Annotated in this window: 12 protein-coding genes; all 12 read right to left on the bottom strand. The window is 67.5% G+C overall.

Annotated features, from left to right (window positions below; all coding sequences use genetic code 11):
- Nucleotides 1–78: 78 nt before the first annotated feature.
- The 12 genes from rpoB to FKR81_RS35955 all read right to left on the bottom strand — a co-directional run bounded on the left by rpoB (nucleotide 79) and on the right by FKR81_RS35955 (nucleotide 14,781).
- Nucleotides 79–3,561 (bottom strand): DNA-directed RNA polymerase subunit beta, encoded by a 3,483-nt coding sequence (rpoB, locus tag FKR81_RS36010; protein ID WP_146358700.1) that lies wholly within the window; start codon nucleotides 3,559–3,561, stop codon nucleotides 79–81.
- A gap of 394 nt (nucleotides 3,562–3,955) precedes the next feature.
- Nucleotides 3,956–4,720 carry a hypothetical protein gene (locus tag FKR81_RS36005; RefSeq protein WP_146358699.1) on the bottom strand — a complete coding sequence of 255 codons (765 nt, stop codon included), beginning with the start codon at nucleotides 4,718–4,720 and terminating at the stop codon, nucleotides 3,956–3,958.
- A gap of 34 nt (nucleotides 4,721–4,754) precedes the next feature.
- Nucleotides 4,755–5,264, bottom strand: a complete 510-nt coding sequence (locus tag FKR81_RS36000) for a nuclear transport factor 2 family protein (protein ID WP_146358698.1) — start codon at nucleotides 5,262–5,264, stop codon at nucleotides 4,755–4,757.
- 30 nt (nucleotides 5,265–5,294) lie between these two features.
- A complete protein-coding gene (locus FKR81_RS35995) occupies nucleotides 5,295–6,506 on the bottom strand; it encodes an MCE family protein (RefSeq protein WP_146358697.1) in 1,212 nt (403 codons plus the stop codon).
- Nucleotides 6,503–7,639, bottom strand: a complete 1,137-nt coding sequence (locus FKR81_RS35990; RefSeq protein WP_146358696.1) for an MCE family protein — start codon at nucleotides 7,637–7,639, stop codon at nucleotides 6,503–6,505. The genes FKR81_RS35995 and FKR81_RS35990 overlap by 4 nt, the downstream gene beginning before the upstream one ends.
- Nucleotides 7,636–8,811: an MCE family protein gene (locus FKR81_RS35985; protein ID WP_146358695.1), complete on the bottom strand. Its 1,176-nt coding sequence runs from the start codon at nucleotides 8,809–8,811 to the stop codon at nucleotides 7,636–7,638. Before FKR81_RS35985 ends, FKR81_RS35990 begins: the two co-directional genes overlap by 4 nt.
- The gene (locus tag FKR81_RS35980; protein WP_186763376.1) at nucleotides 8,808–9,818 is read right to left on the bottom strand and encodes an MCE family protein; all 1,011 of its coding nucleotides are present in this window, start codon (nucleotides 9,816–9,818) and stop codon (nucleotides 8,808–8,810) included. The genes FKR81_RS35985 and FKR81_RS35980 overlap by 4 nt, the downstream gene beginning before the upstream one ends.
- A complete protein-coding gene (locus tag FKR81_RS35975) occupies nucleotides 9,806–10,834 on the bottom strand; it encodes an MCE family protein (RefSeq protein ID WP_146358693.1) in 1,029 nt (342 codons plus the stop codon). Before FKR81_RS35975 ends, FKR81_RS35980 begins: the two co-directional genes overlap by 13 nt.
- Nucleotides 10,831–12,147 carry an MCE family protein gene (locus tag FKR81_RS35970; protein ID WP_146358692.1) on the bottom strand — a complete coding sequence of 439 codons (1,317 nt, stop codon included), beginning with the start codon at nucleotides 12,145–12,147 and terminating at the stop codon, nucleotides 10,831–10,833. Before FKR81_RS35970 ends, FKR81_RS35975 begins: the two co-directional genes overlap by 4 nt.
- Nucleotides 12,144–12,953, bottom strand: coding sequence for an MlaE family ABC transporter permease (locus tag FKR81_RS35965; RefSeq protein ID WP_146358691.1), 810 nt, complete (start codon nucleotides 12,951–12,953; stop codon nucleotides 12,144–12,146). Before FKR81_RS35965 ends, FKR81_RS35970 begins: the two co-directional genes overlap by 4 nt.
- Nucleotides 12,953–13,735: an MlaE family ABC transporter permease gene (locus tag FKR81_RS35960; protein ID WP_146358690.1), complete on the bottom strand. Its 783-nt coding sequence runs from the start codon at nucleotides 13,733–13,735 to the stop codon at nucleotides 12,953–12,955. Before FKR81_RS35960 ends, FKR81_RS35965 begins: the two co-directional genes overlap by 1 nt.
- Nucleotides 13,732–14,781 (bottom strand): ABC transporter ATP-binding protein, encoded by a 1,050-nt coding sequence (locus FKR81_RS35955; RefSeq protein ID WP_146358689.1) that lies wholly within the window; start codon nucleotides 14,779–14,781, stop codon nucleotides 13,732–13,734. Before FKR81_RS35955 ends, FKR81_RS35960 begins: the two co-directional genes overlap by 4 nt.
- Nucleotides 14,782–14,950 lie beyond the last annotated feature (169 nt).

The following is a 14,950-nucleotide window of genomic DNA, read 5'->3' as shown; positions in this document are numbered from 1 at the left end:
CCTTTTTAGATCGGTGGCTAAAGAGCTGGTGGAGTGGTCACCAGGGGCGCGGGAGGCACCCCCGGTGACCGGCGAGACCTAGTTGACGACGTCGTCGACAGAGGGCGACTCGGACCTCGACAGGTTGATGCCGAGGTTCGCGGCCGCACGCTCCAGGTCCTCATCGTCGCCGTCGCGCATCTCGATCGCAGCGCCGTCCGAAGACAGCACCTCGACGTTGAGGCACAGCGACTGCAGCTCCTTGAGCAGCACCTTGAAGGACTCCGGGATACCGGGTTCCGGGATGTTCTCGCCCTTGACGATGGCCTCGTAGACCTTCACGCGGCCGAGCACGTCGTCGGACTTGATCGTGAGCAGCTCCTGCAGGGTGTATGCGGCGCCGTACGCCTGCATCGCCCAGCACTCCATCTCACCGAAACGCTGACCACCGAACTGCGCCTTACCACCCAGCGGCTGCTGCGTGATCATCGAGTACGGGCCGGTCGAACGCGCGTGGATCTTGTCGTCGACCAGGTGCAGCAGCTTCAGGATGTACATGTAGCCGACCGACACCGGGAAGGGGTACGGCTCGCCGCTGCGCCCGTCGAAGAGCTGCGCCTTGCCGTTCTCCTTGACCATCCGCTCGCCGTCGCGGTTCGGGACCGTCGAGCCCAGCAGGCCCGTGATCTCCTCCTCGCGCGCACCGTCGAAGACGGGGGTCGCGGTGTTCGTGCCGGGGTCGACCTCGTACAGCTCCTCGGGCAGGTTCTTCGCCCAGTCCGGGTCGCCGTTGATGCTCCAGCCCTGCTTGGCGATCCACCCGAGGTGGGTCTCCAGCACCTGGCCGATGTTCATACGACGCGGCACACCGTGCGTGTTCAGCACGATGTCGACCGGCGTGCCGTCCTCGAGGAACGGCATGTCCTCGACGGGGAGGATCTTGCCGATGACGCCCTTGTTGCCGTGGCGGCCGGCGAGCTTGTCGCCGTCCTGGATCTTGCGCTTCTGGGCGACGTAGACGCGGACGAGCTCGTTCACGCCCGGAGGCAGCTCGTCGTCGTCCTCGCGGCTGAAGACGCGGATGCCGATGACCTTGCCGTACTCGCCGTGCGGCACCTTCAGCGAGGTGTCGCGCACCTCGCGCGCCTTCTCACCGAAGATCGCGCGGAGCAGGCGCTCCTCCGGGGTCAGCTCGGTCTCGCCCTTGGGCGTGACCTTGCCGACCAGGATGTCGCCCGGCTGGACCTCGGCACCGATGCGGATGATGCCGCGCTCGTCCAGGTCCGCCAGCACCTCTTCGGAGACGTTCGGGATGTCCCGAGTGATCTCCTCGGCGCCGAGCTTCGTGTCGCGGGCGTCGATCTCGTGCTCCTCGATGTGGATCGAGGTGAGAACGTCGTCCTGCACGAGGCGCTGCGACAGGATGATCGCGTCCTCGTAGTTGTGGCCTTCCCACGGCATGATCGCCACGAGCAGGTTCTTGCCGAGCGCCATCTCGGCGTTCTCGGTGCAAGGACCGTCGGCAAGAACCTGACCGACCTCGATCCGGTCGCCCTCGTTGACGATGGGCTTCTGGTTGATGCAGGTGCCCTGGTTCGACCGGCGGAACTTGTGCAGGCCGTAGGTCTGGCGCGAGCCGTCGTCCGCCATGACCGTGATGTAGTCGGCGGAGACCTCCTCGACCGCACCCGTCTTCTTGGCGACGACGACGTCACCGGCGTCGACGGCGGCGCGCAGCTCCATGCCGGTACCCACGAGCGGGGCCTCGGAGCGGAGCAGCGGCACGGCCTGACGCTGCATGTTCGCACCCATGAGAGCGCGGTTCGCGTCGTCGTGCTCGAGGAACGGGATCATGGCGGTCGCGGCCGACACCATCTGGCGCGGCGAGACGTCCATGTAGTCCACGTTGTTCGGGACGATGAACTCGACCTCGCCGCCCTTCTTGCGGACGAGGACCTTCTCCTCGAGGAAGTTGCCGTCGAGGTCGGTCGGCGAGTTCGCCTGCGCCTTGACGTAACGGTCCTCTTCGTCGGCCGTCAGGTAGTCGATCTGGTCGGTGACCCGGCCGTCGACGACCTTGCGGTACGGCGTCTCGATGAAGCCGAACGGGTTGACCCGCGCGTAGGAGGAGAGCGAACCGATCAGGCCGATGTTCGGGCCTTCCGGCGTCTCGATCGGGCACATGCGGCCGTAGTGCGACGGGTGGACGTCGCGGACCTCCATGCCGGCCCGCTCACGGGACAGACCACCCGGACCCAGCGCCGACAGGCGGCGCTTGTGGGTCAGACCCGCGAGGGGGTTGGTCTGGTCCATGAACTGCGACAGCTGGGAGGTTCCGAAGAACTCCTTGATCGCGGCGACGACCGGGCGGATGTTGATCAGGGTCTGCGGCGTGATCGCCTCGACGTCCTGGGTGGTCATCCGCTCGCGGACCACGCGCTCCATGCGGGAGAGGCCGACCCGGATCTGGTTCTGGATCAGCTCGCCGACGGTGCGCAGGCGGCGGTTGCCGAAGTGGTCGATGTCGTCGACCTCGACCGGCACCTCCATGTCGCCCGGCTGCATCGACGTCTCACCCGCGTGCAGGCGAACGAGGTACTCGATCGTCGTGACGATGTCGTCCTCGGTCAGCACGCCGGTGTTGATCTCGATGCCCAGGCCGAGCTTCTTGTTGACCTTGTACCGGCCGACCTTCGCGAGGTCGTAGCGCTTGTCCTTGAAGAACAGGTTCTCCAGCAGGGCCTGCGCCGACTCCTTCGTCGGCGGCTCACCCGGACGCAGCTTGCGGTAGATGTCGAGCAACGCCTCGTCGGTACCTGCGGTGTGGTCCTTCTCGAGCGTCGTCAGCAACGTCTCGCTGAACGCGAATCGCTCGCGAATCTGCTCCGTGGTCCAGCCCAGTGCCTTCAGCAGCACGGTGACCGGCTGACGGCGCTTGCGGTCGATGCGGACACCAACCGTGTCGCGCTTGTCGACGTCGAACTCCAGCCAGGCACCCCGGGACGGGATGATCTTGACGCTGAAGACGTCCTTGTCGGTCGTCTTGTCCACCGCGGTGTCGTAGTAGACGCCGGGGGAACGAACGAGCTGGGAGACCACTACCCGCTCGGTGCCGTTGATGATGAACGTTCCCTTGTCCGTCATCATCGGGAAGTCACCCATGAACACCGTCTGGCTCTTGATCTCGCCAGTGGTGTGGTTGGTGAACTCGGCCGTGACGAACAGCGGAGCCGCGTACGTCATGTCCTTGTCCTTGCACTCTTCGGTCGAGGCCTTGACCTCGTCGAAGCGCGGGTCGGAGAAGGACAGTGACATGGAGCCGGAGAAATCCTCGATCGGCGAGATCTCGTTGAGGACCTCTTCGAGGCCACTCGTGGGAGCCTCGTCGCCGGCGTCGACGCGGCGCTGGAACCACGCCTCGTTGCCGGTGAGCCACTCAAAGGACTGGATCTGCAGGTCAAGCAGGTTGGGCGTCGTCAGCGGCTCGTGAATCTTCGCGAACGAGACCCGCTTGGGCGCTCCAGGGATCCCCGACGTGGAGTTGGTCGCAGCAGTGGCCTTGGTCGCGCGAGAGATCGCCAAGATGCGTCCTTCCAGGGACAGGTAGCTGGCTAGAGCGAACTAGCACGGCTGTCAAGGGTGCGGCGATGCCCAGCTATCCACGCTCTCGGCGAAGGGCAAGCGGAAAATGGGCAGCGCAAAGGGGCAGTCTAGCCACGCGCACGGCGACTGTCGAGAGGCACCTGGAAGGACCTTTCTCGTGTTCACCGACAGAGTGACCCCCTATGAGCGCGCAGTCAAGATGCCACGCGCCGATCACCCCTGTGGACGAAGCCTCGTTTACCAGGAGTAACGGGTTTTGACCTGCGGAAACACGAGTGCGCCGGATTTGGTGAAAGGTTGGCGCTCTTCAAGCGGATGTACAGAGCGCCACGAGTTCAGGCCGTGAAAGTGTGATCGACGTCACGCGTGTCGCCTACTTGCACTGCCTCATCTGCTCGGTCTGCTCAGCCGTCTGACCGAACATCACCAGGTTGTCGATCTTCCAGCGGCCGTCGGACTTCAGGGCGCTGGCCTGCAGCATCGCGGTGCCGCCGCCGGTCTGGTTGTCCGTCGTGCGGGTCGTGACCTGGTCGACGAAGACCAGCACGTTCGCGCGGTCGTCCCTGAGCGTGGTCACGCCGCTCGCCACGACCTTCACGGTCACGACCAGCTTCTGCTGCGGCGCGAGCGTCTTCACCGGTCCGAACACGGCGTTGTACTGGCACTTCGCGGCACCCGTGAGCAGCTCGTTCGCCGCCTTCTCGGTGGCGTCGACGTCCGCGAAGTTGTACGAGAAGGCCTTCTCGATCCCCTCGCGCACCTGGCCGTTGACCTCGGCGGTCGCCGCGGAGTCCACGAGCGCCATGTCGACGGTCGCGTTGTCGCGCGTCTGGAAGAAGACGCCGAGCCCCACGAGCAGCAGCGCGACGACGACCAGCGCGGCGGGCAGCACCCAGTTCGGCCTGGACTCGTCGGCGGTCGTCTCCTCCGCGGCGTCCTCGACCTGCTCGACGGCGACCGGCTCCGTCTCCTCGGCCACGACGTCCTCGACCACCGGCTCGGCGACCTGCGCCTGCTCGGCGACCTCGGCGACCTCGGGCTCTGCGGGCGCACCACCGGGACGCTTGGTCAGGCCGGCCACCTTGGGGCGGCCGCCTGCGGGCGGCGTGGGAACGGGGCGACGACGGATGGGGGGCACGTGCGTTTCCAATCCTCGGTGAAGAAAGCTTCGCTCAGACGCCGCCGGCCCGCAGCGGGCCGAGCTGGCTGAGCTTCCAGCCGTCCTCGGTGCGGGTCAGCTCCGTGACGTACCGGTTGACCTTGCGGACGGCCTCGCCGCCCTCCGGCGTCACGGTGCTCTCCACCACGGCGATGACCTTGGCCTTGCCGGACCGGTCGTCCAGCTCGGTCACCGCCGCGCCGAGCACCTTCGAAGTCGTGATGGTCTTGGCGTCGACGAGCTGCTTCTTCCGCGACTCGCGATCCTTGTCGATCTCCGACCGCAGTTCACCGGTCGACGAGCTCAGCCAGCGGTTCAGGTCCTCGTCGACCTTGCGGTAGTCGAGCGTGAGGAAGTTGTTGATGCCCACCTGGCCCGCCATCAGCGCTTCGTCGCGCTGCCCTGCGTACCCGGCGGTGTCGCCGTGCGCGTTGCCGTACCAGGACACCCCGGCCCACGCGGCGTACCCGAACGCGACCACCGCCAGTACGGCGGCGATCGTGGTGGCGAGTCGGACGTTCACGAGACAAGCTCCTCTAGCTGGGCAGAACTACTAGCTGGGCAGACCCAGCAGCTGACCGAAGGTGGTCAGCAGCGGGGGCTCGGCGGCCTGCGCAGGCTCCTGCCCCGGCTGGGTCGTGGCGTTCCCGACCGGGGTCGACGGCGTGCCACCGTACGGGGCGTTCTGCGAGCCGCGGACCGCGGTCGCACTTCCGCGCGCGAGCGCGCAGTAGGCCTGCGTGTTCAGCGCCACCGGCGACGTGTCGGTGCCGTGACGGACCTGGGTGCCCTCGTAGCCGACCGTGCACGGAGGCGGGTCGAACACGTTCAGCGCGAGGCCGAAGTGGGCGGAGCCGTCACCGGGCGCGACGGTGAAGCCACCACCCACGACCAGTGGGTACGTCACCGCGATCTGCTCCAGACCATCGCGGCGGGTGACCAGGATGTTCGAGGTGGTCAACAGGTTCGCGAACACCACGCCCAGGTTCGGGCCGCTCTCCCGCAGCAGGCCGGACACCTGCTCGGACACCGGCGGCACCGCGGCGATCAGCCTGCGCAGGTCGCCGTCGGACATCTTGAGCTGCTCGGCGACGAGCTTGAGGTCCGCGCTGAACGACCTGATCGCGCCGCCTTGAGCGGCCTGCGTGGTGAGCACGACCCTGCCGTCGCGCAGCAGCGCGGTGGTCTGCGGCAGGTGGTCGCGCGCGGCCTGCGTGAACGCCTGGGTGTTGTCCAGCAGCACCTGGAGATCGCCACCGGTGCCGTTGAACGCGTTGTGCAGCTCGTCGACGACGGTCTTCAGCGAGTCCGTCGGCACGGACTTCGCGAACGCGTCCAGGTTCGTCAGCAGGTTGTCGACGGGCGGCGGCGTTCGCGTCGCGCTGCGCGGGATCACCGACCCGGCCTCGAGGTACGGGCCGTCACCGCTGCGCGGCCTGAGATCGACGAACTGCTCGCCGACCGCGGACCGGTTGGCGACGACGGCCTCGGTGTCCTTCGCGATGCGCGGCGCGTCCGGGTCGATCTCCAGGTCGACGTCGATGCCGTCGGCGGTGAGCCGCAGCTGGCCGACCCGGCCGACGGTGACGCCGCGGTAGGTGACCTCGGCGTTGGAGAAGATGCCGCCGGAGTCCGCGAGCTGCATCGTCACCGTGTACTTCGACGACTGGAACAGGCCCACGTAGTTGGCGCTGACGTAGCTCACGCCGAGCAGCGCGATCAGCACGAACGCGGTGATCTGGAGCTTCACCCCACGCGTGATCACTTCTTGCCACCTCCCAGCAGCCCGCCCAGCACGTCACCGAGACCGGTGCTGCCGTTCTGCCCCGGCAGGGGCAGGGGCAGGGGCAGGTTCGGCAGCGGCAACGGGGTGCTGGGCGGCAGGATCCCGTCCAGCGGCGACTGCCTCGACCGGCTCAGGTTGTCCAGCACCGTGCCGAGGTTGAGGTCGAGGTCGGCGTAGAGGTTCGTGTAGTCACCCTTGATGCCGTCGACCGCGGCGTCCGGGAACGGGTAGGTCAGCAGCAGCTCGAACGCCTTGGGCAGGTTCTGCCCGGACTCGGCGAGCTTCTGCAGCGTCGGCCGCAGCGCCTTGAGGTTCGCGACCAGGTCGTCGCGGCTCTTGTTGACCGTGTCGACCGCGACCTCGGACAGCTTGTCGAGCGACTGGAGCAGCGTCACGAGCTGCGTGCGCTGCTCGCTCAGCACCGCGAGACCGGGACCGAGGTCCGTGATGGCCGTGCCGAGCTGCTGGTTCTGCGCGGCGAGCGTGCCGCCGAGCCGGTTGAGGCCGTCGAGCGCGCGGACGATCTCGCCCTTGTGCGCGTCCAGCTCGCCGACGAACGTGTCGAGGTTCTTGAGCAGCGAGCGGATCTCCTGCTCGTTGCCGTCGAGGGCGGTGTTCAGCTCCTTGGTGATGTTCTGCAGCTGCGCCACGCCACCACCGTTGAGGAGCAGCGACAACGCGCCGAAGACCTCTTCGACCTCGGGGTTGCGGTTGGTCCGCTCGACCGGGATGACGGCGTCGTTCGCGAGCGCGCCCGCGGCGTCCTTTGGCTTGCCGAGCTCGACGTACTTCTCACCGAGCAGCGCGGACTGGCGCAGCTTGGCGAAAGCGTTTGCCGGCAGCTTGACGTCGCCGTTCACCAGGACGGTGACCTCGGCGGTCCAGCCGTCGGGCGCGAGGTCGATCCGCTCGACGCGGCCGACGGGGACGTCGTTGACCTTCACGCCGGCCTGCGGCACGAGGTCGAGCACGTCCTTGAAGCGCACCTTGACGCGGTACGGGTCGTCTCCGACGTCCGCGCCGCCGGGCAGCGGCATGTTGTAGACGCCGTCGAACCCGCCGGAACCGCATCCGGCCACCAGCAGCGCGAGCACAACGATCAGTCGCTTCACTTGGTCGGCACCCCCGCCTGCGGAAGGGGCAGCGGAACCTTGCCCGCGGACAGGTCACCGACGATCTGCGCCGGCGTCGGCAGCTTGTCCTTGCCGCTCAGGATCGGCTCCAGCTGCTGGCAGGTCTGCGCGAGCAGCGGCGGCACGTTGTTCGGCGTCGCCTGCTGCACGAGCTTGCAGATCAGCACGATCGGCGGCTGGTTGAGCTCGTTGATGTCCGCGCGCGTGTCGAGCGTGCCGGACGACGCGTTGTAGGAGTTCTGCAGGTTGCCCAGCGCGAGCGGCGCGACGTCGAGCGTCTCGGCGAGCGCGGCGCGCTGGTTGACCAGCACCTGCGTGATCGACGCGAGCTTGTCCACGTTCGACTTGAGCACGTCGCGGTTGTCCTTGATGAACCCCTGCACCACGCCGAGCGCGGTGGCCAGCTCCTTCAGCGCGGCACCCAGGTCCTCGCGGTCGTCGGCGAGGAACCCGGCGACGGTCGCGAGCTGGTTGTTGAAGTCGCGCACCTGACTGTCGTTCGCCGCGAGCATCGCGGTGAACTTCTGCAGGTTGTCGACAGTGGCGAACAGGTCTTCCTTGGACCCGGACAGGGTCCGCGTCGCCTGGCCGAGGTTCTTGATGGTGTCGTTGAGCGCCTGGCCGTTGCCGTCGAGGTTCTTGGCGGCCGAGTTCAGCAGGTCTGCGAGGGCACCGTCGGCGTTGGCGCCGTTCGGGCCGAGCGCGGTGGTCAGCTTGTCCAGCGACGCGTACAGCTCGTCGAGCTCGACCGGCGTCGCGGTGCGCTCGCGCGGGATCACCGCGTTGTCGCCGATCGTCGGCCCGCCGGTGTAGACCGGGGCCAGCTGCACGTACCGGTCGCTGACGACGCTGGGCGCGACGACGACGGCCTGCGCCTGCGACGGGATCCGCACCGACCGGTCGACGCTGAACACGACCTTGACCGTCTTGCCCTCGGGGACGACGTCCTCGATCGTGCCGACCCGCACGCCGAGCACCCGCACGTCCGAGCCGGGGTACACGCCGACGGCCGCGGCGAAGTGCGCGGTGATCTTGCGGCTGTTGGCGCCAGCGAAGATCCACCACATCGCGAACGACGCGACCAGCGCGATGACGCACGCGATGGCGATCGCGCGGCCGATGTCCTTGCCGACCCTGGTGGTCGCGGTCATCGGGTCACCCCCGGCGGCAGGCAGCCTTCCTCGTTGAACCCGACGACGCCGAGGTTCACCGACGGCGGGAGCAGGCCGCAGATGTAGGTGTCGAACCAGCGCCCGTTGCCCAGGGTGTTCGCGAACACCCGGTAGAACGGCGCCATCAGCCCGAGGCTGCGGTCGAGCTTGTCCTGGTTGCGCTGCAACATCGTGGTGACCCGCTCCAACTGCTGGAGTGCCGGCTTGAGCTGCTCGGAGTTGTCGTTGACCAGCCCTTGCAACTCGCGGGACAGGTTCTGGGTGCCGACGAGCAGCGCGTGGATCGCGTCACGGCGCTTGCGCAGCTCGCCGAGCAGGACGTTGCCGTCGCTCAGCAGCTTCTCGAACTGCTCGTTGCGGTCGGACAGCGTCTTGGTGATCTGCCTCGTGTTGTCCAGCAGCTTCGCCAGCTGCTCGTCGCGCGAGGAGATCGTCTTGGACAGCGCGGACAGGCCGTCCAGCGCGCCGCGGACGTGTTCCGGCGAGTCCTTGAACGTCTCGGCGAGCACGGTGAAGCTGTCCGCGAGCTGCTTGGTGTCGATCTGGCCGACCGTGGTGGCCAGTCCGTTGAAGGCCTCGTTCACGTCGTACGGCGCGAGCGTGCGGTCCTTCGGGATCGGCTGGCTCGGGCTGAGCGGCGTGAGCCCCTGCGGGTCGAGCGCGAGGAACTTCTGGCCCAGCAACGTCTTGATGCGGATCGCCGCGGTGGTGCGGTCGCCGAGCCAGGCGTCCTTGACCTTGAAGGTCACCTTCACCTTGTCGCCGTTGAGCGCCACCTTGGTCACCTTGCCGACCTTGACGCCCGCGACGCGGACCTCGTTGCCGGGCACCAGACCGGCGGCCTCGCTGAAGTCGGCCGCGTAGCTCGTGCCGCTGCCGACGATCGGCAGGTCGTCCGAGTAGAAGGCGGCGAGCAGCAGCAACGCGATGAGCGTGAGGCTGATCGCGCCGACGGCGATGGGGTTTCGCTTGTTCATCGACGGCACCTCTGCTGGGTGACCGGCAGAGCCGTGATCGGGATCGGGTCGTTGATCACCGGTGGGACGGCGATCTTTCCGCTGCCCTCGCAGAGGAAGAAGTTGAACCACGAGCCGTAGGTCGCGGTGCGGGTGATCGTCTCCAGCTTGTTCGGCAACCGCTGGAGCACGCCTTCGACGATCTGCTCGTTGTCGCCCAGGTTCTTGGAGACCAGGCCGAGCGCCGCGATGTCGTCCTTCAACGGCTGGCGGCCCTGCTCCAGCAGGCCCGCGGTCGCGTTGGTGAGGTCGCCGATGCCGGTGATGGCCTCGCCGATCGCGTCCTTGTCCTGCGCGAGCCCGGAGACGAGCTGCTGCAACGTGATCACCAGGTTGTTGAGGTCGTCGCCGCGCGAGTTCACCGTGTCCAGCACGGTGTTGAGGTTGGTGACGACCTCGCCGATCACCTTGTCCTTGCCCGCGAGCGTGGAGGTGAGCGACGCGGTGTGCTTCAGCAGGCTGTCGATCGTGCCGCCCTCGCCCTGGAGCACCTGGATGATCTCGAAGCTGAGCTTGTTGACGTCCTCCGGCGACAGCGCCTGGAACAGCGGCTTGAAGCCGTTGAACAGCACCGTGAGATCCAGCGCGGGCTTGGTGCGGTCCAGCGGGATCACCCCGCCCTCGGGCAGGACGCCGGTCTTGCCGGTGCCGTACTCCAGCGCGATGTAGCGCTGGCCGACGAGGTTGCGGTACTTGATCGTCGCGGTGACGGACTCGGGCAGCTTGCGGTCGCCGTCGATGGAGAACGCGACCTCGGCGAGGCGCCGGTCGACGACCTTGATGCCGTCGACCTGGCCGACCCGGACACCGGCGATGCGGACGTCGTCGCCCTCGTTGAGCGCGGTCACGTCGGTGAAGCGGGCCGAGTAGTCCGTGGCGCTGCTCAGGTTCACGTTCGCGATGGTCACCGCGAGCAACGTGGTCGCGAGGATCGTGACGACGGCGAACGCGATCAGCTTGAGCAGCGGGGAGAGAACACCCTTCACTTGACCGTCACCTCCGTCCCCCGTGCGAGCGGGCCGAGCAGGAGTGCCGACCAGCTGGGCATCTGCTGGTACTCGACGCCGACCTGCGGGCCGAACAGCGCGGCGATCAACGCCTGCTCCTCCGGTGAGTTCGCGAGGCTCCGCGCGTCCATGAACGACGACGTGCTCGTGTTCAGGCCGTTCGCGGGCGGCAGAATGCCGTCGTTCGCGACGCGCGCGGGCGGTGGCGCGGACGAGCCGTCCTGCACCGGACCGTCCGGCGGGTACTGCGGGAACGGGTCCGGCCTCGGCACGAGGTCGAAGCAACGGGGTCCGCGCTTGTCCGCGTACTCGGGTTCGTCCTTGTTCGGCAGGTACTTGCCGCGGTTCTGGGTGATCTCCAGCGTGATGTGCAGGCCCGGCTCGGCCGTGCCCTCACCGAACGCCTTGCTGATCACCGGCTCGAAGTCGGCGAGCCCCTTGAGCAGGCACGGGTACTCGGGCGCGTACTTGGCCAGCAGCTCCAGCGTCGGGCGCGCGGAGTCGTTGAGCTGAATCAGGTTGTTCTTGTTCACGGCGAGGAAGCTCGTGAGGTCCTGCGACGTGGTCGTCATCGTCCCGTAGAGCGCGAGCAGGTTCTGCTTCTGCTCGACCAGGGTCTTGCTGGTGACGGTCATGTCGTTGAGCGCCTGGATCAGGTCCGGCGCCGCGTCGCTGTAGACGTTCGAGACGTCCGCGAGCTTGGTGATGTTCTCCTTGAGCAGCGGCAGCTGCGGGTTCAGCTCACCGAGGTAGGAGTCGAGGCTCACCAGGGTCTGGCCGAGCGGCTTGCCCCGGCCGTCGAGCGCCTGCGACAGCGCGGTGAGCGTCGTGGCGAGCTTCTCCGGCTGGATCGACTGGAGCACCGGCATCAGGTCGTCGAGCACGCGTTCCAGCTCGATCGCGCTGCTGGACCTGTCCTGCTCGATGACGTCGCCCTCGCCGAGCTTCCCGTTCTTCTCCTGCGGCAGCACGAGGTTCACGTACCGCTCACCGAACAAGGTCTTCGGCAGCAGGCGCGCGGAGACGTTCTGCGGGATCAGGCCGACCTTGTCCGGTTCGAGCGCGAGCTCCAGCTCGGCGCCCTCGCCCCGGGTGCGCACGGCCTTGACGGTGCCGACGATCAGCCCGCGCACCTTGACGTCGCTCGCGGTCTGCAGCTGGTTGCCGATGTGGTCGGTCTTCAGCGTGACCTTGACGTAGTCGCCGAACGCGTCGCGGTAGATCGCGACCGTCAGGGTCAGGAACATGGCGATCGCCAGGAGGAAGGCGATACCGAGAATCCGGTGCCTCATCCGGCGATCCTCACCGTCGTGGTCGCGCCCCAGATCGCGAGGCTGAGGAAGAAGTCGAGCACCGCGGTGGTGACGATCGCGGTCCGCACGGCGCGGCCGACGGCGACACCGACGCCCGCGGGGCCGCCGCTGGCGCGGTAGCCGTAGTAGCAGTGGGTCATGATGATCACGACGGCGAAGACGAGCACCTTGGCGAACGACCAGAGCACGTCGATCGGAGGTAGGAACAGGTTGAAGTAGTGGTCGTACGTTCCCGCCGACTGCCCGTAGAACTCGACCGTGATCAGCCGCGCCGCGAGGTAGCTGGTGAGCAGGCCGATCACGTACAGCGGGATGATCGCGACGAAACCGGCGATGATCCGCGTGGTGACGAGGAACGGCAGGCTGGGGATGCCCATGACCTCCAGCGCGTCGATCTCCTCGGAGATCCGCATCGCGCCGAGCTGCGCGGTGAAGCCGGAACCGACCGTCGCGCTCAGTGCGAGGCCCGCGACCAGCGGCGCGATCTCACGGGTGTTGAAGTACGCGCTGACGAAGCCGGCGAACGCGGACGTGCCGATCTGGTTGAGGGCGGTGAAGCCCTGCAGACCGACGACCGTGCCGGTGAACACCGACAGGCCGACCATCACGCCGATCGTGCCGCCGATGACCGCGAGCGCGCCGCTGCCGAAGCTCACCTCGGCGAGCAGCCGCAGCGTCTCCTTGCCGTAGCGCCTGATCGCGCGGGGCGTCCACGCCAGCGCCTTGATGTAGAAGGCGAGCTGGTCGCCGAAGTCGTCCAGCGTCTGAGTTGCCCTGTTCGCCATCAGCTCCCCTTCGCGGGCACGACCTGCAGGTAGATCGTGGTGAGGACGAAGTTGACGAAGAACAGCAGCAGGAACGTGATGACGACGGCCTGGTTGACCGCGTCACCGACGCCCTTCGGGCCGCCCGCGGGGTTGAGGCCGCGGTAGGCGGCGACGATGCCCGCGATGAACCCGAAGATCAGCGCCTTGAGCTCGGAGATCCACAGGTCCGGCAGCTGCGCGAGTGCCGAGAAGCTGGCGAGGTACGCGCCGGGCGTGCCGTCCTGCATGACCACGTTGAAGAAGTAGCCGCCGAGCACGCCGACGACGCTGACCATGCCGTTGAGCAGCACGGCCACCAGCATCGTGGCGAGCACGCGGGGCACCACGAGCCGGTGGATCGGCGAGACGCCGAGCACCTCCATGGCGTCGATCTCCTCGCGGATCTTGCGCGACCCGATGTCCGCGCAGATCGCACTGCCGCCCGCGCCCGCGATGAGCAGCGCCGTCACGATCGGGCTGGCCTGCTGGATGATGGCGAGCACGCTGGCCGCGCCGGTGAACGACTGGGCGCCGATCTGACGGGTCAGGCTGCCCAGCTGCAGCGCGATGACCGCGCCGAACGGGATGGAGACGAGTGCGGTCGGCAGCACCGTGACGCTGACGATGAACCAGCTCTGCTGGATGAACTCCTTGAGCTGGAACGGCCTGCGGAAGGTGGTGCGCACGACGTCGATGCCGAGCTGGCACAGGTTGCCGGTCTCGCGGAGCGCGGCCGCGCCGGGGAAGGCCTGGGTCGTCACAGGACACCGCCCTGTCGCGGCCAGGGGCTGGGCGCGCCGGCGTGGACGCGGTAGTGCGCCTGCTCGTCCGGGGTGAGGCTGGCGATGATGCCCTGCTGCGCCTCGTAGGGCAGGTCGTGCAGGATCTGCATGACACGGTCCTTGCGACGGCGCACCGCGTCGCGTTTCGGCAGGCCGGGTGTGGGTTCGATCTGCGGGACGACGCCGCGCATGTCCTCGTCGGGCGACCCGTCGGAGTGCCCCGCGTCGGCGTGCGCCTGCTCGGCGGCCATCGTGGCCGTGTCCTTCTCCTCGGACATGCCGATCGGCCCGAGGCGACGCCCGTTCAGGAACTGCTCGACAACCGGCTCGTCGCTGGTGAGCAGCACCTCACGCGGCCCGAACATGATCAGCTCGCGCCGGAACAGCATGCCGAGGTTGTCCGGCACGGTCCGTGCGATGTTGATGTTGTGCGTGACGATGAGGATCGTCGCGTCGATCTGCGCGTTGAGGTCGATCAGCAGCTGGCTGAGGTACGCGGTGCGCACCGGGTCCAGCCCGGAGTCGGGTTCGTCGCACAGGATGATCTCGGGGTCGAGCACCAGCGCCCGCGCCAGCCCGGCGCGCTTGCGCATGCCGCCGGAGATCTCACCGGGGAGCTTGTTCTCCGCGCCGACGAGTCCGACCATCTCCATCTTCTCGAGGACGATCCGGCGAACCTCGGCCTCGGTCTTCTTGGTGTGCTCGCGCAGCGGGAACGCGATGTTGTCGTACAGGTTCATCGACCCGAACAACGCGCCGTCCTGGAACAGCACCCCGAACATCTTCCGGATCTCGTAGAGCTTGTGCTCCGAGCACCGGACGAGGTCCGTACCGTTGATGATGATCTTGCCCTTTTCGGGCTTCAGCAGGCCGACCAGGCACTTCAGGAACACGGACTTGCCGGTTCCCGATGGGCCGAGCATCACGCTGACCTCTCCTGGCGGGAGCGTCAGGGTCACGTCACCCCAGATGGTCTGCTTGCCGAAGGACTTCGTCAGACCTTCGACGACCACCTCGACACCCATCCGCTACCTCCACACGCAACCCACGAGGACGCCGGGGCGGCCGGCGCCATACAGGTGCAACGAGGTTGACCTTTTCGGGTTACTCACCAGTTGGCCTAATGAGGTATCGAACGGGTAACACGGCTGGTTCGTAAAAGTGCAAATCGGACAGGGCGGACGCTCGTTGTCG

The organism is Lentzea tibetensis, assembly GCF_007845675.1.
Classification (GTDB): Bacteria; Actinomycetota; Actinomycetes; order Mycobacteriales; family Pseudonocardiaceae; genus Lentzea; species Lentzea tibetensis.
The sequence above is the reverse complement of the archived record's forward strand: the minus strand, read 5'-3'. Positions and strand labels throughout refer to the sequence as shown.

Bases quoted from the DNA above. Each gene is read 5' to 3' on its own strand.
- FKR81_RS35985 (WP_146358695.1), bottom strand. From the start codon at position 8,811: ATGACCGCGACCACCAGGGTCGGCAAGGACATCGGCCGCGCGATCGCC.
- FKR81_RS35970 (WP_146358692.1), bottom strand. From the start codon at position 12,147: ATGAGGCACCGGATTCTCGGTATCGCCTTCCTCCTGGCGATCGCCATG.
- FKR81_RS35965 (WP_146358691.1), bottom strand. From the start codon at position 12,953: ATGGCGAACAGGGCAACTCAGACGCTGGACGACTTCGGCGACCAGCTC.
- FKR81_RS35955 (WP_146358689.1), bottom strand. From the start codon at position 14,781: ATGGGTGTCGAGGTGGTCGTCGAAGGTCTGACGAAGTCCTTCGGCAAG.